The 16,615-nt window shown below is 68.5% G+C and carries 20 protein-coding genes; 12 read left to right on the top strand and 8 right to left on the bottom strand.

Annotated elements, in window-relative coordinates; translation table 11 throughout:
• Positions 1 to 148: 148 nt before the first annotated feature.
• On the top strand, positions 149 to 847 hold the full coding sequence (locus CVV72_RS40320) for a histone-like nucleoid-structuring protein Lsr2 (RefSeq protein WP_255632416.1): 699 nt from the start codon (positions 149 to 151) through the stop codon (positions 845 to 847).
• Between the two features lie 103 nt (positions 848 to 950).
• On the opposite strand, the gene CVV72_RS40315 is transcribed toward CVV72_RS40320, so the two are convergent.
• From CVV72_RS40315 to CVV72_RS40295, 5 genes are all read right to left on the bottom strand, one after another.
• A complete protein-coding gene (locus CVV72_RS40315) occupies positions 951 to 1,700 on the bottom strand; it encodes a lipoate--protein ligase family protein (protein WP_219149979.1) in 750 nt (249 codons plus the stop codon).
• Complete coding sequence (locus CVV72_RS40310) at positions 1,697 to 3,082, bottom strand: NAD(P)(+) transhydrogenase (Re/Si-specific) subunit beta (protein WP_219149977.1); 1,386 nt, start codon at positions 3,080 to 3,082, stop codon at positions 1,697 to 1,699. Before CVV72_RS40310 ends, CVV72_RS40315 begins: the two co-directional genes overlap by 4 nt.
• Entirely contained in the window at positions 3,079 to 3,378 is a 300-nt protein-coding gene (locus CVV72_RS40305; protein WP_007032801.1) for an NAD(P) transhydrogenase subunit alpha, read from the bottom strand. The genes CVV72_RS40310 and CVV72_RS40305 overlap by 4 nt, the downstream gene beginning before the upstream one ends.
• Positions 3,378 to 4,484 (bottom strand): Re/Si-specific NAD(P)(+) transhydrogenase subunit alpha, encoded by a 1,107-nt coding sequence (locus tag CVV72_RS40300; protein WP_219149975.1) that lies wholly within the window; start codon positions 4,482 to 4,484, stop codon positions 3,378 to 3,380. The genes CVV72_RS40305 and CVV72_RS40300 overlap by 1 nt, the downstream gene beginning before the upstream one ends.
• Before the next feature lie 180 nt (positions 4,485 to 4,664).
• Positions 4,665 to 5,321, bottom strand: coding sequence for a TetR family transcriptional regulator (locus tag CVV72_RS40295; RefSeq protein WP_219149973.1), 657 nt, complete (start codon positions 5,319 to 5,321; stop codon positions 4,665 to 4,667).
• 89 nt (positions 5,322 to 5,410) lie between these two features.
• Here CVV72_RS40295 and CVV72_RS40290 point away from each other — a divergent pair, with 89 nt between their 5' ends.
• The 5 genes from CVV72_RS40290 (at position 5,411) to CVV72_RS40270 (ending at position 9,920) form a co-directional block, all read left to right on the top strand.
• Positions 5,411 to 6,502 (top strand): ferredoxin reductase, encoded by a 1,092-nt coding sequence (locus CVV72_RS40290; RefSeq protein WP_219149971.1) that lies wholly within the window; start codon positions 5,411 to 5,413, stop codon positions 6,500 to 6,502.
• 13 nt (positions 6,503 to 6,515) lie between these two features.
• Positions 6,516 to 7,631 (top strand): acyl-CoA desaturase, encoded by a 1,116-nt coding sequence (locus CVV72_RS40285; RefSeq protein WP_034311090.1) that lies wholly within the window; start codon positions 6,516 to 6,518, stop codon positions 7,629 to 7,631.
• Positions 7,632 to 7,641: 10 nt separating this feature from the next.
• Positions 7,642 to 7,845 carry a hypothetical protein gene (locus CVV72_RS40280; protein ID WP_219149969.1) on the top strand — a complete coding sequence of 68 codons (204 nt, stop codon included), beginning with the start codon at positions 7,642 to 7,644 and terminating at the stop codon, positions 7,843 to 7,845.
• Positions 7,846 to 8,004: 159 nt separating this feature from the next.
• Positions 8,005 to 9,267: a sensor domain-containing protein gene (locus CVV72_RS40275; RefSeq protein ID WP_219149967.1), complete on the top strand. Its 1,263-nt coding sequence runs from the start codon at positions 8,005 to 8,007 to the stop codon at positions 9,265 to 9,267.
• Positions 9,268 to 9,275: 8 nt separating this feature from the next.
• Complete coding sequence (locus tag CVV72_RS40270) at positions 9,276 to 9,920, top strand: response regulator transcription factor (RefSeq protein ID WP_034311085.1); 645 nt, start codon at positions 9,276 to 9,278, stop codon at positions 9,918 to 9,920.
• Positions 9,921 to 9,977: 57 nt separating this feature from the next.
• On the opposite strand, the gene CVV72_RS40265 is transcribed toward CVV72_RS40270, so the two are convergent.
• Together CVV72_RS40265 and CVV72_RS40260 are read right to left on the bottom strand one after the other, a co-directional pair.
• A complete protein-coding gene (locus CVV72_RS40265; RefSeq protein WP_255632415.1) occupies positions 9,978 to 10,268 on the bottom strand; it encodes a hypothetical protein in 291 nt (96 codons plus the stop codon).
• 316 nt (positions 10,269 to 10,584) lie between these two features.
• Entirely contained in the window at positions 10,585 to 11,115 is a 531-nt protein-coding gene (locus CVV72_RS40260; RefSeq protein WP_219149965.1) for a GNAT family N-acetyltransferase, read from the bottom strand.
• Positions 11,116 to 11,146: 31 nt separating this feature from the next.
• Between CVV72_RS40260 and CVV72_RS40255 the strand changes: the two genes are divergently transcribed.
• Genes CVV72_RS40255 through CVV72_RS40245 form a run of 3 tightly spaced genes read left to right on the top strand, consistent with a single transcriptional unit; the run spans position 11,147 to position 12,946 of the window.
• The gene (locus CVV72_RS40255) at positions 11,147 to 11,710 is read left to right on the top strand and encodes an XRE family transcriptional regulator (RefSeq protein WP_219149963.1); all 564 of its coding nucleotides are present in this window, start codon (positions 11,147 to 11,149) and stop codon (positions 11,708 to 11,710) included.
• A gap of 10 nt (positions 11,711 to 11,720) precedes the next feature.
• Positions 11,721 to 12,530 (top strand): DUF3626 domain-containing protein, encoded by an 810-nt coding sequence (locus CVV72_RS40250; RefSeq protein WP_219149961.1) that lies wholly within the window; start codon positions 11,721 to 11,723, stop codon positions 12,528 to 12,530.
• Between the two features lie 5 nt (positions 12,531 to 12,535).
• On the top strand, positions 12,536 to 12,946 hold the full coding sequence (locus tag CVV72_RS40245; protein ID WP_034311078.1) for a secondary thiamine-phosphate synthase enzyme YjbQ: 411 nt from the start codon (positions 12,536 to 12,538) through the stop codon (positions 12,944 to 12,946).
• Here the strand turns inward: CVV72_RS40245 and CVV72_RS40240 are convergent.
• Complete coding sequence (locus tag CVV72_RS40240; protein WP_219149960.1) at positions 12,884 to 13,882, bottom strand: ABC transporter permease; 999 nt, start codon at positions 13,880 to 13,882, stop codon at positions 12,884 to 12,886. The genes CVV72_RS40245 and CVV72_RS40240 overlap by 63 nt on opposite strands.
• 127 nt (positions 13,883 to 14,009) lie before the next feature.
• On the opposite strand from CVV72_RS40240, the gene CVV72_RS40235 reads away from it, so the two are divergent.
• From CVV72_RS40235 to CVV72_RS40225, 3 genes are all read left to right on the top strand, one after another.
• Positions 14,010 to 14,696: an HAD hydrolase-like protein gene (locus tag CVV72_RS40235; protein WP_219154423.1), complete on the top strand. Its 687-nt coding sequence runs from the start codon at positions 14,010 to 14,012 to the stop codon at positions 14,694 to 14,696.
• Between the two features lie 103 nt (positions 14,697 to 14,799).
• Entirely contained in the window at positions 14,800 to 15,714 is a 915-nt protein-coding gene (locus CVV72_RS40230; protein WP_219149958.1) for a hypothetical protein, read from the top strand.
• Positions 15,711 to 16,562: a hypothetical protein gene (locus tag CVV72_RS40225; RefSeq protein WP_219149956.1), complete on the top strand. Its 852-nt coding sequence runs from the start codon at positions 15,711 to 15,713 to the stop codon at positions 16,560 to 16,562. The genes CVV72_RS40230 and CVV72_RS40225 overlap by 4 nt, the downstream gene beginning before the upstream one ends.
• The last annotated feature ends 53 nt before the right edge of the window (positions 16,563 to 16,615 follow it).

The following is a 16,615-nucleotide window of genomic DNA, read 5'->3' as shown; positions in this document are numbered from 1 at the left end:
TCAGCGCACACCACCGCGCAGCTTCGCGCAACCTGCCGCTATCCTCGTGTCGCTGCGTGAGTCATCAGCCGCGGGTCAGGTTTCGCCGTGCCGGTTACGCAGTAGAACGATCGAGCGCGGGAGGTTTTTCATGGCCAGGAACACTGCTGTGCATTTGCTGGATGATCTGACCGGCGAGGCGGCCGAAGAAACGGTCGCTTTCGGTTTGGACGGAATCGCTTACGACATCGACCTTTCGGCCGACAACGCCACCGCACTCCGGGACATCCTGCGTGCCTATGTGGAGAACGGCCGCCGGATCGGCGGACGCAAACTGCGGCCGCGGGTCGTGCAGCGGCCCAAGGGTGCGCGCGTGGCCAAGTCGACCCCGAAGACCGCGGCCACCGCCGCGAAGACGGCCGCGAAGCCGGGCCGCAAGCCCGCCGCGAAGGGTGTCGCCGGCCGTAAGCCCGCTGCCGCCAAGGCCGCTCCCAAGACCGCCGCCGCGAAGGCCACCGCCGCCAAGGCGGAGACCAAGGCTCCGGCCAAGACCACGGCGAAAGCCACTGCCGCCAAGGCGAAGTCGGCCCGCAGCACAGCGGCGAAGGCGACCTCGGCCAAGGCTCCGGCGGGTCGCGCGAAGACCGCGGCCGCGACCAAGACCACGGCCAAGGCGACGCCGAAGGCCACGACCAAGACGACGGCCGCGAAGGCCGCTCCGAAGGCCGCTGCCGCGAAGACGACGGCCACCAAGGCCGCTCCGAAGGCCGCTGCCAAGGCTCCGGCGAAGAAGACCGCCGAGCCGAAGAAGACCACGCGCGCCGCCCGCAAGGTGCCCGCCGTCACTTTCTCCGCCACGGAGAAATAGTTCCCAGAAAGACAATCGGGCCCTCTTCGCACAATTGCGTGAAGAGGGCCCGATCGCGTTGGGGCTCGTGAGTGGTAATGATGGTTAGAACCGTCATTACCACTCACGAGTCCTTTCTCTGAGCGCCCTTGGCATGCCATTCCTGGTAGTGGTACCGCGTGTGCTGGAGCGAGCGATGCCGCTCCAGCTCCTCGGCCGAGGGCTTCCGGGTGGTGAGTTCACCCAGTTGCGCGGCCGCCGCCACGCGGACCGCGGCAGTGACTTCGGCGACACCTTTGCGCAGGCCATGCTCGGCGAGCGACGCCACCGGGCTCCGATGCGAGTCGAGCGGCCGAGGATCCGAGGGGGCCGAAGTGAGGTATCGGCCGACCCGTTCGGCCGCGGTCGAAACGAGCAGCGTGGAATGCGCGAGCAAGCCCGTTCTCGTCCGGAACACGGCGAAACCGCACAGCTTCGCGTCACCGACGAACAGACCGCGGTCACCGAGCCGCGACGGCAGCCCGAGTTCGGCCACCGTCGCGGTCATCAGTTCCCCGAGTGCGTCCAAGGGCCTGACGGACTTCTCCGACAAACCCAGCCCCGGCAGCACGAGCGTGATGTTGAGATTGCCGGGATCGTGGAACACGGTGCCGCCACCGCTGGCCCGGCGCAGCACCGGGACGCCGTCAGCCGCGCAGACGTCGGCCTTGACCTCGCGTTCGATCTTCTGCCCCCGCCCCACGACCACACAGTCGGTGTTGCGCCAGATCCACAGGACCGGCGCCTCCGGTGCGGCACGCAGGAGGGCTTCGTCGAACGCGAGGTTGTCGGCCGGGTCGTCGAACGAGGCGACGACTTCCGAGGGACCGATCACAGTGCTTTGAGTTCCTCCACGATCTCGCCCACCGACGATTTGGCGTCGCCGAAGAGCATGCTGGTCTTCGCATCGTAGAAGAGCTCGTTGTCGATACCGGCGAAGCCCGAGCTCATCGAGCGCTTGAGCACGATCACCGACCGGCTGTGGTTCACCTTGAGGATCGGCATCCCGTAGATGGGCGAGCCCGGATCGGTCTCCGCGGCCGGGTTCGTGACGTCGTTCGCGCCGATCACCAGCGCGACGTCGGTCTGGGCGAACTCGGAGTTGATCTCGTCCATCTCCTTGAGCTGCTCGTACGGGACGTCGGCCTCGGCGAGGAGCACGTTCATGTGCCCCGGCATCCGGCCCGCCACCGGGTGGATGGCGTACGCGACCGTGATCCCCTTGGCCTCCAGCAGTTTCGCCATCTCGCGGACCACGTGCTGCGCCTGGGCGACGGCCATGCCGTAACCGGGCACGACCACGACCTTGTTGGCGTACGCCATCTGGATCGCGGTGTCGGACGCGCTGGTGCTGCGGACCGGCCGGACCTCGCCGGATCCGCCGCTCGCGACCGCCGAGCCGCCACCGAACCCGCCCGCGACGATGGCCGGGATCGACCGGTTCATCGCCTTCGCCATCAGGTTCGTCAGGATCGAACCCGAAGCTCCGACGATCATGCCCGCCACGATCAGCGCGGTGTTGTCGAGCGCGAGCCCCATGGCCGCGGCCGACAATCCGGTGAGCGCGTTCAGCAACGAGATGACGACCGGCATGTCCGCGCCGCCGATCGGCAGCACGACCACGACGCCGAGCACGCCCGCCGCGACCAGCAGGCCGATCATCAGCAGCTCGGCGTCGCCGCCGACGGCGATGACGACCGCGAACACGATCGCGGCGATCAGCACCAGGGCGTTCACCGGCTGCTGCAGTTTGCCCAGGGTGATCGGGCGGCCGGAGATGAGTTCCTGCAGTTTCCCGAACGCGATGTTCGAACCCCAGAAGGACACCGAACCGACGATCGCGGCGAACAACGACGCGATCGCGACATACGCGGGCTCGTGCGCGTACCCCTCGGTGGTGCGGAACTCGACCCACGCGATGAGCGCGACCGCTCCGCCGCCGACGCCGTTGAACAGCGCCACCATCTGCGGCATCGCGGTCATCTTGACCTTGCGCGCGGACGGCACGCCGACGACGACACCGATCGCGACACCGAGCGCGATCAGCAGCCAGTTGCCCATTCCCGGGGTCAGCAGCGTCGCGATCACCGCGATGCCCATGCCGACCGCGGCGATCCAGTTGCCGCGCACCGCGGTGCGCGGGCCGGTCAGGCCCATGAGGCCGTAGATGAACAGCGCGAAGGAAATGATGTAGAGGACGGCGATGAAGGTCGTCACTTGTCACCACCGTCTTCCGGCTTCTTCGCCTTGAACATCGAGAGCATCCGGTCGGTGACGAGGAAGCCGCCGACCACGTTGATCGTGCCGAAGGCGATCGCGATCACCAGCAGGATCTTGTTCAGTACGCCGTCGACCCCGAGGCCGAGCACGATCAGCCCGCCGAGCAGGACGATGCCGTGGATCGCGTTGGTGCCCGACATGAGCGGGGTGTGCAACGTGTTGGGCACCTTGGAGATGACCGTGAAGCCCACGAATCCGGCGAGTACGAGGATCGCCAAACTGCCTACGAGCATCACTCGCCTCCTTCTTCTTTTCCGGCCACGCAGGCCCCGGCGACGATCTCGTCGGAGAAGTCGAGCGCGAGCTTGCCTTCCTTGTCGACGAGCAGTTCGAGCAACTCGGTGACGTTGCGCGCGTAGAGCTCGCTGGAATGCGCGGGCATCTCCGCGGCGAGGTTGAGCGGCGAGCAGATCGTGACGTCGTGCTCGACGACCTCCTCGCCCGGTTTCGTCAGTTCGCAGTTGCCGCCGGACTCTCCGGCGAGGTCGACCACGACACCGCCGGCGGGCATCCCCTTCACCGCGTCGGCGGTGACGAGGACCGGTGCCCGGCGGCCCGGGACGAGCGCGGTGGTGATCACGACGTCGAACCTCGTGATCGCCTCGGTGAGCCTGCGTTGCTGTTCGGCCTTTTCCTCGTCGGTCAGCTCGCGGGCGTACCCGCCCTCACCGACCGCCTCGATACCGAGGTCGAGGAATTTCGCGCCGAGCGACTTCACCTGCTCGCCGACCTCCGGCCGGACGTCGTACCCGGTGGTCTGCGCGCCGAGCCGTTTCGCCGTCGCCAAGGCCTGCAACCCGGCGACGCCGGCGCCGAGCACGAGCACCTTCGCGGGTGGGACGGTCCCGGCGGCGGTGGTGAGCATCGGGAAGAACCGCGTGAGTTTCTCCGCGGCCAGCAAGACCGCGCGATAGCCCGCGACGCTGCTCTGCGACGACAACGCGTCCATCGCCTGCGCGCGGGAGATCCGCGGGATCGCCTCGACGGCGAAGGCGCGCACACCCGCCGATTCGAGCGCCGCTATCCCGTCGGGATCGCCCCTCGGATTCAGGAAGCCGATGAGAATGGTGCCCTGTTTGAGCTTCGCGACTTCGGCCGCGCTCGGAGGCGCCACCTTCACCACGATGTCGGCATCCCACGGATCGCCGATCACCGCTCCCGCCTGCTCGAAGGTCTCGTCGGCGAGCAGCGCGCCGGCGCCCGCGCCGGGCTCGACCACCACCCGCAGTCCGCGTCCGGAAACGCGCTCGATGAGTTTCGGTACCAGCGCGATACGGCGTTCGCCTTGTCCGGTTTCCCGGACCACACCGACCGTGAGCTGCTCGTTCTCTGCCGCCACAGGCGACCTCCTCGCTGGAGAGGACCACACGAACCCGCACTTCTTACCACGCCCGGCCGACAACTTTCCTGGCTGAACGTATCCGGACGGCATCTTTCCGTGACATCGCTCATCACGATCGATCCAGCCATCGATCCAGGTGCGCGACGTCATAAGGGGTTCAAGGCAGCGCTTTCCGCATCATGGAACGCTGCGCCAGTTCGGCACCCCCAGGAAGATCAGCCGCAGCCGCCGTTCGGCCGTTCGCCCGATCTCGTCGTCACGCGAAGGCGCTTCGAGCAGCTCCAGCACCGTCGTGAGCATGGTCGTCACGATCAGGTCGGCGAGCAGATGGAGATCTTCGGTGCTCCATTCGCGGAGAGTGTCGAAGCGCGCGAGGTCGACGGCGAGTTCGCTGACGAAGAGCCTGAGTTCGAACGCGATCGCCTGCCGGACCGGTCCCGTGCCGCCGTACCGCTCCCTGGTCAGTAAATGGAAATGGTCCTCGTGCGCCCGCACGTGCTCGCGGAGGATGCGCACGGACGTCCTGATCATGTCGTTGTACGCGGCCGGTTTGGTGCGTGCCGACCGGATCATCGTGCGCAGCGTGCGCATCGACTCCTCGACGAGCGCGACGCCCAGTTCGTCCATGGACGCGAAATGGCGGTAGAACGCCGTCGGCACGATCCCGGCCTGCTTCGCCACCTCGCGCAGACTGAGCCCGGAGAACCCTCGTTCCGCCACCAGGTCCAGTGCGGCGTCCAGCAGCGCCTGCCGTGTGCGCTGCTTGCGCTCCTGCCGGGAAACGGGCTCCGTTGTCACGACGGACAGCGTAATCGCCTCCGCGGTATCACCCACGTCACATCACCCTCCTCTCGCGTTGACAAGCGCGAGTATCGCCACTTCACTATTCAGTGTACAAGCGTTCACTGAATTTGGGAGAAGTGATGACGGCACTGGTACCGCGCAGGGCCAGGCGGCTGGCTTCGCTGGCCGAGGCCCTGCTCACGCCCCATGGCATGGACCGCTACCTCGAACTCGTCGATCCGATGCTGGTCCGCCGCGAGATCCGCGGCCTGGTCACCGGCGTCCGACGGCAGACACCCGACACGGTCACGCTGACCATCCGGCCGAGCCGCGCCTGGCGGGGACACGCCGCGGGCCAGTACGTGCGGGTGACCGTCGAGATCGACGGCGTCCGCCGGACCCGCTGCTACTCACCCGCCGGTTCGGAGCACGACGGATCACTGGAACTGACCATCAAGGCCGATCCGCAGGGCCTCGTCTCGCGGCACCTGAACCGCACGGTCACCATCGGCTCGGTACTCGGACTGTCCACTCCGGACGGTGAGTTCACCCTCCCCTCGCCGAGGCCCCGGCGGATCCTGCTGCTGAGCGGAGGAAGCGGGATCACCCCCGTCCTGTCGATGCTGCGCACGCTGGCGGACGAGAAGCACGAGGGCGATCTCGTCTTCCTGCACTACTCCAACGGCGCCGAAGACGCGCTCTACCGCGCCGAACTCGCCGACCTCGCGCGCCGCCTGCCCGGCCTGCGGGTGGTACACGCGTTCACTCACGCCAAAACCGGCGGTGACCTCCACGGGTTCTTCTCCAAGGAGCACCTCGCCGAGGCCGCGCCGTGGTACCCCGACGCCGAAACCTTCCTGTGCGGTCCGAAGCCCCTGATGGATTCGGTCCGCGAGGTCTTCGAGGCCGACGGTCTCGGCGCACATCTGCACACCGAGGAGTTCACGCCGCCGGCGCTCACCTTCGACACCGAAAACGCCGAAGGGCAGGTGCGGTTCGCGCGCAGCGGCCGCGAATTCGCCAACTCCGGGAAACCGTTGCTGGAGCAGGCCGAAGACGCGGGCCTCAGCCCGGAACACGGCTGCCGGATGGGCATCTGCTTCTCCTGCACGCAGATCAAGACCTCCGGCTGCGTGCGCAACGCCAAGACCGGCGAGACCTCCAGCGAAGAGAACGAAGAGATCCAGCTCTGCATCTCCGTCCCGGTCGGGGACGTCGAGATCAACGCTTAGAAAGGAGCCCGTGATGACCGGCTTGCAGGACAAGCTCACCCCAGCCCAGGTCGAGGAGTTCGGCCGCGAACTGGACGAGATCCGGCAGCGGATCGTCGCCGATCTCGGCCAGGCCGACGTCGACTACATCCACAACGTCATCAAGACCCAGCGCGCGCTCGAGGTCGCCGGCCGCGGGCTGCTGTTCGCCGGGTTCTTCCCGCCGGCGTGGGTCGCCGGGGTGACCGCGCTCTCGGTGGCGAAGATCCTCGACAACATGGAGATCGGCCACAACGTCATGCACGGCCAGTACGACTGGACGCGCGACCCGGCGCTGAGCTCGCAGAAGTTCGAATGGGACACCGTCGCGCCGTCGGAGAACTGGCGCCACTCCCACAACTACATCCACCACACGTACACCAACATCCTCGACAAGGACCGCGACATCGGCTACGGCGTCCTGCGCATGGACACCGCGCAGAAATGGCACCCGTACTACCTGGGCAACCCGGTGTACGCGACGCTGCTCGCGCTGTTCTTCCAGTGGGGCGTCATGCTGCACGACCTCGAGTTCGACCGCGTCGTCAAAGGCGAGCGCAAATGGTCGGACAACAAGGAGGTCGGCCTGAAGATGCTCAAGAAGGCCGGTCGCCAGGTCGGCAAGGACTACGTGCTGTTCCCGCTGCTGACCGGTCCGCTCGCGCCGCTGACCTTCCTCGGCAACGCCACCGCGAACCTGACCCGCAACCTGTGGGCGTTCTCGATCATCTTCTGCGGGCACTTCCCCGCCGACGTCGAGAGCTTCACCGAGGAGGAGACCGAGAACGAGTCGCGGGGCCAGTGGTACCTGCGGCAGATCCTCGGCTCGGCGAACATCACCGGCGGCAAGCTCTTCCATATCATGACCGGGAACCTCTCGCACCAGATCGAGCACCACCTGTTCCCGGACATCCCGGCGCGCCGCTACCCGGAGATCGCGGGCGAGGTGCGGGCGATCTGCGAGAAGTACGGCCTGCCGTACAACACCGGCCCCCTGCACAAGCAGCTGTTCTCGGTGGCCAAGAAGATCGTGAAACTGGCCCTTCCGTGGAACGGCGAGCCCCGCACACCGGCTACCGTGGAGAGCGACAAGACCCTCCGAGCGGCTTAAGGTGTCTGACATGGTCGGTCAGTTCGAAAGCACCAAGGACGTGGTCCAAGAGGTCACCGAGTCCGCGGCCACGCATATCGGCAACATCGCGACGATCATCACCGGCGCGATCCGGGACATCGCCCGCGAAACCGGTGACTGGCTGACGGACGTCATCGAGATGCGTGAGGCGTCGCAGCGGGCGCAGGCGGACGAGAGCCGCCAAGACGACTAGCGGCACCGTCCTGGCGGCAGGACCTGCGGAACCCGGCCAGGTCAGGTCGCGAAAGCCACTTTCGGGACGTCGGACGTCGCGAAAGTGGCTTTCGCGACATGCCGAAGATTACGGAAAACCGGATGGGCACGAGGCGGGTGGCCACGGCAGGCTGAAGCCGTGCTCACCCGCCTCGCTCCGCCTCGACGCGTCCTCAGCGCACAGCTGAGCCGCGCGTACCGGGCCGAGCTGGCCTGGGTGATCATCGGCGCGCCGCTGACCCTGGTGTCCGTGGTGCTCGTCGTCGTCGGGCTGCTCCTCGGCGCCGGCCTGAGCCTGCTCACGATCGGGCTGCCGGTGCTGATCGGCGTTCTGGCGGGTGCGCGCCTGATCGGCGTCGCCCACATCGGCCTGGCGCGTGTCCTTCTCGGGACGAGGGTCACCCCGCCTGCCCGGTGCGAACCACGGCCAGGGCTCTGGAACGGCGTCAAAGGGCGGCTCGGCGATCCGCTCGGCTGGCGGTCGATCGCCTATCTGCTGATCCGGCTGCCGCTGTCGTCGATCGAGTTCTTCCTGGTCGCCAGCCTGTTCGTGTACGCCGTGAGCACGCTGACCTATCCGCTGTTCTGGTTCACCCTGAACGGCGAGGCCATGCCGACGTTCGACCTCCGCGTCGACACCTGGTCCCTCACCCTTCCGCTCGCCCTCACCGGGCTGGCCGTGCTCCTGTCGATGCCGTGGGTGGTCCACGGTCTCGCCGAATTCGACCGCCTGCTGGTGCGCGGGGTCCTGGGCGCCGAGGACCTCTCCAAACGCGTCCGCGACCTCGAACGCAGCCGCGCGACCGCGGTCGACGACGCGACGCGGCGGCTGCGCCGGATCGAGCGCGACCTGCACGACGGCGCACAGGCCCAGCTGGTCGCGCTGGCGATGAAGCTCGGCATCGCGAAGGACGAGCTCGCCGGCGGCGGTGACATCGAGCAGGTCACCGCCCTGGTCACGGCCGCGCACGCCAACGCGAAACAGGCCCTGGTCGAACTGCGCGACCTCGCCCGCGGCATCCATCCCGCCGCGCTCGACGCGGGCCTCGACGTCGCTCTGTCCACTTTGGCCGCGGGCTCGGGCATCGACGCGCGGATCACCGTGGACCTGCCGGACCGGCCTTCGCCGTCGATCGAGACCATCGCCTATTTCACCGTGGCCGAACTGCTGACGAATGCCGCCAAACACACTTCCTCCGCGATCGAGGTCGACGTGGGTATCGTCGGCGAAGACCTGCGGCTCGTGGTGCGCGACGCCGGCGAAGGCGGGGCCCGGCCGGTACGCGGCGGAGGGCTCGCCGGGATCGCCGAGCGGCTCGCGACGGTGGACGGCGGGCTCGACATCGACAGCCCTCCGGGAGGGCCTACGGTGATCAGCGCGGAAATACCGATACGGAAATAGGGGGCGGCGTGCGCGTCGTGATCGCGGAGGATTCGGCAATCCTCCGGGCGGGGCTCGTCGAACTGCTGAACCTTCGGGGGCACGAGGTCGTCGCGGCCGTCGCCGACGGGGACAGCCTGTGCGCGGCGGTGCGCGAACACCGCCCCGATGTGTCCATTGTGGATATCCGGATGCCGCCGACGCACACCGACGAAGGACTGCGCGCGTCCATCGCGCTGCGCGCGGAACTGCCGGGATGCGCGATCCTGCTGTTCTCGCAGTACGTCGAGACTCAGTACGCGACGGAACTCCTCGCGGATCGCGCGGGCGGTGTCGGTTATCTACTGAAGGACCGAGTCGCGGAGGTGTCGGACTTCCTCGACGCCCTCCAGCGGGTGGCCGACGGCGAGACCGTGCTCGACCCCGAAGTGGTCAGCCAGCTGTTCACCGCCACTCGGAAGACGGACGCGCTCGCCGGACTGACCCCGCGGGAGCGTGAGGTGCTGGGACTGATGGCCGAAGGACGGTCGAACTCGGCCATCGCGGCGGCGCTGTTCCTTTCGGCGGGCTCGGTGGAGAAGTACGTGTCGAGCATCTTCGGCAAGCTGGCGCTGCCCCAGTCCGAAGGGGACAACCGACGGGTTCTCGCCGTGCTGCGGTATCTGGAGTCCTAGAGTCTCGCGACGACGTCGGTGAGCGGTTGCCTCGTGTCGATCTCGATGGTGGCCGCTTCACGCAGCGACGGTTCGATCTCTTCGGCGTCCGCGATGCAGGACGATGTGGTCGAACCTCAGGTAGCAATCCTGCTGGTTCCAGACGGCCCCGGCGAGGAAGAGCGGCTCCCGGGTGCGTTCGTGCTCGGCGATGACAACGTCGATGCGGTCTTCGCGCCACTGGCGTTCCTCGTCTTCGGCTTCGGCGATCCAGTCGCCGGTGTCGGTGTCGACGGTGTGGAACCCTTCCGCGCCCGGCCCCAGGACCCACTGTGTGGATTTCGGTGCGTTGGATGACCAGAAATCCACACGGTCCCCGCGTGACCGGTCCGGTCACGACGGCCAGACCGCCGGAGATGCGAGGGGTGTGTGGAAATAGAGACGTTGAACGTCTCTATTTCCACACACCCCTCACCTGCGGTAGCCCTCACGACCCGCGCGAGAACCGGGCGCACAATCGGGCCGAGAGACCACTCGCACCGGAGTCAGCCCGCAAGTCAGTCCGAACCCTGCCGTCCAGGGCGGCCATCTCATCGCGAAGCCGGCGAAGACACCCTGCGCGACAGGGGTTCGATCACGCTTACCCCTCAATAGCCCGCATCGTCACTCCCGCGCCCGGTCACGCCTACCGCGGCTCCACCGGCACGCCATCCACCTCCGGCAGGCACAGCTGCACCCACGCGACATCCCGCCAGGCCCCGTGCTTGTACCCGATCCTCCGGTACGTCCCCACCGGCTCGAAGCCCAGCGCGCGATGCAGCCCGGCGCTCGCGTCGTTCGGCAGCACCATTCCCGCGCAGAAGTTCCGGAAGCCGCGCGACGCCAGCTTGTCCAGCAGCGCCTGATAGAGCGCGCGCCCGCCACCGGTCCGCCGTCGGCCGAGCTCCAGATAGATACTGACCTCGCACGACCAGCGATAGGAGGGACGGCCGCTGAAGGGGCCTCCGTAGGCGTAGCCGGCGACACGGCCTTCGTCGTCTTCGAGCACAAGCCATGCGTGCGCTCGCTGCGCCTTGGCGATGCGCTCGGCCATCTCGTCCGGCTTGGGCGGCTCGGTTTCGAACGAGATCACCGTGTCGGTGACATACGGCGCGTAGATCTCCGCGCACGCCGTCGCGTCGGCTTCCGTCGCTTCCCTGATCACCATGGCGACCATAGTAGCTGAGACTGCCACTATAGTGAGCAGCATGTCGGATCCCTTGTCCGCGTCGCTCGCCGCGACGCTCCAGTCCGCGAGACTCGACCAGAACCTCTCGGCCAACGCCCTCGCCGAGATGTCGGGCGTGTCCAGGGCGATGATCGGCAAGATCGAACGGGGCGAGGCGCAGCCGACGGCGGTCCTGCTCAGCAGGCTTTCCGCCGCGCTCGGGATGACGTTGTCCGAGCTGATCGCGCGCGCCGAACACGGCGACCGGCGGCTCGTGCGCGCCGCCGAGCAGCCGACCTGGACCGACCCCGACACCGGGTACGTGCGGCGCGCCGTCTCGCCCACGCTCGGCGGGCCACTGGAACTGGTCGAGGTCGTGCTGCCCGCGGGCGCCGAAGCCGCCTTCCCCGCCCACACCTATGCGCTGACCCATCACCAGATCTGGGTGCTCGACGGGCATCTCCGCTTCCGAGAGGGCGACGTCGAACACAAACTCGACGCCGGTGACTGCCTCCAGCTCGGCACCCCCAAGCCGTGCGCCTACGTCAACCCGACCGGCGAACCGGTCCGATATCTGGTCGCCCTCGCCCGGCGGAACGCCTGATAATCGGCTGATGAATCGGCGGGCCCTCGCGTACGTCGCGGCGAAAGCACGCGGCGGGCACGCGGCCGGGCTGCCGGTGACCCTGCACTTCCATCCCGACAGGTCCACAGTGGACGGACGGCCGCTGCTGGCGGCGATGGCCGAGGACGGGTTCTACCGCAATCAGTTCGAAACCGGGACGAGCAATGGAGGACTGACCGCGTATCCCGGCGGAGACCGCTGGCACTGGGAGAGCCGGATGTTCGGCGGCGCCTACGACGACGCTCCGCCCGCCGAACGGCCGAAGTACGGCGCCCTGAACTTCCGCCGCCGCGCGGTCGGCGGCGCGCCGAGATTCGGGTCCGCCCATTTCCGGATGGCCGCGCACACGGTCGCGCGGACGACGTTCTGCTACCCGGACAGCGTGCTGAACCCGGCGGATTTCGGCTGCGGCACCAGGGTTTCCGCGCTGATCGCACTGGCGGACCAGTGCGACGCCGATCTTCTCGACGACTACGTCGAGGCTCACGTCCACGGCCCGGTCGATCTCACGAAGGACGTCGAAGCCGTCGTTCTCGACCCGAGCCACCGGGGCACCGACGTCGAAAAGGCGGCGTCGAGACTCGGCTGCCCGGTCGAATGGCATCCCGGTTTCCGCCTGTCCACCGAAGAACTCGAACGGCACCCCGGGTATCGCGGTCCCGAATTCGTCGAACTCGGCCTGGCGCTGGCCGAGGACGGCTACCTCGACCCGCGTGTCCTCGGCGAAGCCCGCGGTGTCGACCAGCAAGCCCTCAAACGTGTCTGGCACTACGTCGCGCGCTTCGGGGCACTACCGTGAAGAGCATGTATTCCACGGAGATCGAGGTGCGCACCGGCAGCGTGGCCGTGGTGCACGACCTGACCAAGGACGCCGAGGCCTTCCTGCGCGACGCGGACGCCGAGGACGGGATCCTGCACGTCTTCGTCCCGCACGCGACGTCCGGGCTGGCGATCCTCGAAACCGGCGCCGGCAGCGACGAGGACCTGCTCACCGCGATCGACGAACTGCTCCCCCGCGACGGCCGCTGGCGGCACCAGCACGGCAGTCCCGGTCACGGCCGTGACCACGTCCTGCCCGCGCTGCTGCCGCCGTTCGCGACGATCCCGGTGCTCGGCGGGGTGATGACGCTGGGCACCTGGCAGTCGGTCTGCCTAGTGGACACCAACCTGGACAACCCGGTCCGGCGTGTCCGCTTCAGCCTTCTGGAGGGTTGAGCGGCCCGGCCACAGCGCCGGCACCAGCCCCGCCGCGAGGAGTCCGGTGAGCACCCACACCCCGGTCGCGACGTCCGGCGCGCCGGGCACGCCCTGCAGCAGGCTCCGTAGCCCTTCCTCGACGAAGCGGAACGGCGTCCAGGACCACAGCACCGCGCGGTACGCGGGGTTCAGCAGCTCCGGCACCTGACCCGCGACGGCGGGCGCGATCAGGTACAGCGGGCCGAGGATCGCCATCGCCCGCACGCCGAGCAACCGCAGCAGCCCGGTCTGCAGCGCGGCGAACCCGGTCGAGGCCAGGAAAAGGAAGCCGAGGACGTCCCAGCCGAGCGGGAGCGCGGAGTCCCACAGCTTCAGGAATCCGGCCAGCACCCCGGTGACCAGCACGCCCGCCGAAACGATCTGCGTGAAACGCGCCGCGGCTCCCACGTCCCGGCCGATCCGCCGTCCGGCGAGGATCAGCACGGCGCCCGCGGCCAAGCAGCCGACCCAGGCGAGCGCGCTGAGCGCGAGCGGCGCGACCCGGCCCGCCGCGCTCGCGGGATGCAGCGTTTCGACCTTCGGCGTCCCGCCCATCGCCAGCGCGGCACCGGTCAGCGCCTGTTGCGCGATCTGCGTTCCGGACGGGTTCACCGCGCCGGACACCACGACCGTCGACGGCAGTTCGAGAACGCCGTAGACCTCCTTGTCCTCCAGCAGTTTCCGGCCCTCCTCGGGTGAGGTCACCCGCCACGAGACCTGGTCTCCGCCATGGGACGCGATTCCCTTCGCGGCCGTCTGGAGCGGCCCCGGGGGCGCGGCCACCGCGACGGGCAGCCCGTCGGGCGCGACGGTGGCCTGCGCACCGAAGGTGAGAAAACCGAGCACGACGGCGACCAGCGCACCGGCCAGCGCGGCTAGTAAGGCGAAGGCCCCGGCGGGGCGACGGTTCGACATGACCGTCCTCCATTTATTCGTCATCTGTTGAATTAGCTGCCAAGGTAGGCGCCCCGCCCGCAGAAGTCAACAGACGTTGAATTAGCTCACCGGTACCGTCGGCCGCGTGACTACTCCGCATCGGCTCGTGCTGTGGGACATCGACCAGACCCTCGTGGACCTGCGCGGCGTCGGCGCCGCCTGGTACACGACCGCGCTCGCCGAGGTCGCCGGCGTCGAGCTACGGGCGATGCCGAATTTCGGCGGCCGCACCGAACGCGCCATCAGCGCCGACATCCTGACCTCGCACGGCGTCGAGCCCACCGAGGAGAACGTTCGCAAGCTCTGGCTCGCGCTGATCGCCGTCTCCGAAAGCCACGCCCCGACGCTGGCTTCGAGCGGCCGGGCGCTCCCGGGCGCGAAGGACGCGCTGAACGCCTTCGCGACCCATGGCGGCATCGTCCAGACACTGGTCACCGGGAATCTGCCGGAGATCTCCGTGCACAAGCTGACCGCGTTCGACCTGCACGAGCACGTGGACTTCGAGATCGGCGGCTACGGCTCGCTCTCGGCGCACCGCCCCGATCTGGTGCCCGCCGCCGTCGGCCACGCTTCGGCGAAACACGGCACCGAGTTCGCGCCCGCGTCGGTCGTCGTCATCGGCGACACCCCGGACGACGTGCGGGCGGCGCTCGACAACGGCGCCGTCGCGGTGGCCGTCGCGACCGGGCAGTTCAGTGCGGAGGAACTCGCCGACGCGGGCGCGCACACCGTGCTCGGAGACCTGTCCGATCTGGCAGCGGTGCGTGCGGCCGTGCTCGGGGACGTTAACTAGGCGGTGTCCGGTAAGTCTGTTCGATGGGCTTCGTGATCCAGGTGGTTCCTGGCGGTGCGGAGACCGCGAACAGGACTTGCAGGACACCGCCTAAGCTCGTTTCATGGCATACCCAGGCGGTGGCAACGGCTGGCCGGAGCAGCAACCACAACAGCCCTATCAGCAGCAACCCCCGCAGCAGGGCTACCCGCCCCAGTACGCCCAGCAGCCGTACCAGGGTTACCAGCAGTTCCCGCAGCAGACGTACCAGGGTTTCGCGCCGGAGCCGCCGAAGAAGGGCAACAAGGGGCTGTGGATCGGCCTCGGCGCGCTGGTCCTGGTCATCGCCGTCGGTGCCACGCTTTTCTTCGTGCTGCGTGACGGCGAAGAGCCGCAGCCCCAGGCCGGGCCGCCGCCTTCCTCCGCGCCGGTGCCGCCGTCGTCTTCGGCGTCGAAGCCGCCGTCCTCGAGCAGTGGCGCCCCGAAGGACAACAAAGTGCCCTCGACGACGCCCGGCTGGCAGGGGATCCTGTCAGTGAAGGACAAAACCGCGTACGACCTGCCCCCGTCGGGCTGGGAGACCTCGCCGGGCTATGTCACCGGGAACACCGAGCGCGACTTGAAGATGGTGATCCACGAAGCGATGAGGTACAAGCTCGGCGCCTGCCCCGACGTCAGCGGTTCGCACCGGGGACTGGTCGGCTTCGCCACCGCGGACCAGATCCCCGTCGAGAACGCCGCCCGAGGCGCTGTCCGGCTCTGGATCCAGTCCGCCACCGGCAAGGCCGACGTGCCGCTGCCCGAACTCAAGCAGATACCCATCGCCGGCGGCACGATCCAGGCGCTCAGTTCCTCCGCTTCGTTCACCCCGAGCGAAGGCGAAGGTTGCCGGGCTCCGAGCGTGAAGGTCACTTCAGCGGCCTTCAAGGTCGGTGAGCAGACCATCTGCTTCGTGATGGTCCTCGACCAGGGCACCCCGGACGCCCTGCCCGAAGCGGACGCGCAAATGATCCTCGCGAGTTTGAGGCCGCAGCAATGACCGGCCCCGGTGGGCGGAGCGACGAACCTCGGCCGTGCTTCGTCGATCCGCTCACCGGGCAGCCGCTCGAAGCCGAAGCAGAGCAGACGAGGCCTCTTCCGGTCGTCTTGGACGCCGTTCCGTCCCGCCGTCGCCTCCGCCTCAGGCCGGCGCTGGGGATCCTCGGGCTGGCCGCCGTCCTCGCCGTCGGCGCGACGGCCACCTACCAGGCCAAGACCGCGGCTCCACCGCCGTCCGCCCAGGACCTCGTCCTGCCCGATCCGGCACCCGCCACGCGGATCCGGCCCGTGATCGCGGGCTGGCAACCGGTGGTGTCCGACGATCACCCGTTCGTCTACGACGTCCCGCCCGACTGGAAACTCGAAGAACCCGACGTCGCCATCGGCTACGAGACCCCGGCCGGGGACCTCGTCACCCTGCAGGGGGTCGCGCGGTTCCGCCGCGCGTTCTGCCCCAGCACCGATCTCTCGGCCCGCGCGACGGCGGGATTCACCACCATCGACGAGGGCGAAGTCGGCGGTCTCGCCCAGGCCGCCGAGGAAACGACGCTGCGCTGGGCCGAAGCGGCGTACGGGCGTTCCCCGAAAACGGAGGTCGGCGAAACCGGGCCGGTGCCGGTGCTGGACGGCGGGGCGACCGCCACCGCCGTGACCACCACCGTCGTCCCCGCCCCGGGCGGGCCGTGCCCCGCCCCGTCGGTCGCGATCACCGCGATCGCCCTCCCGCTGCGCGCGCTGCCCGGATCAGGCCGCTACCACGTCCTCCTGGTACTGGCGGACCAGGAGATCCCCGGCGCGATAGCCAGCGGTGTCGTCCTCAAGATGGGTGAGAGCATCCGTCGCGAGTAGCACTCCCCTAAGGGAAAAATGGGTCCCGTGCCGGATGTGTCCGGGCACCTCCC

The sequence above is a fragment of the Amycolatopsis sp. TNS106 genome, from assembly GCF_019330265.1.
Classification (GTDB): domain Bacteria; phylum Actinomycetota; class Actinomycetes; order Mycobacteriales; family Pseudonocardiaceae; genus Amycolatopsis; species Amycolatopsis lurida.
Note: the sequence above shows the minus strand (reverse complement) of the source record. Positions and strands in the feature narration are given on the sequence as shown.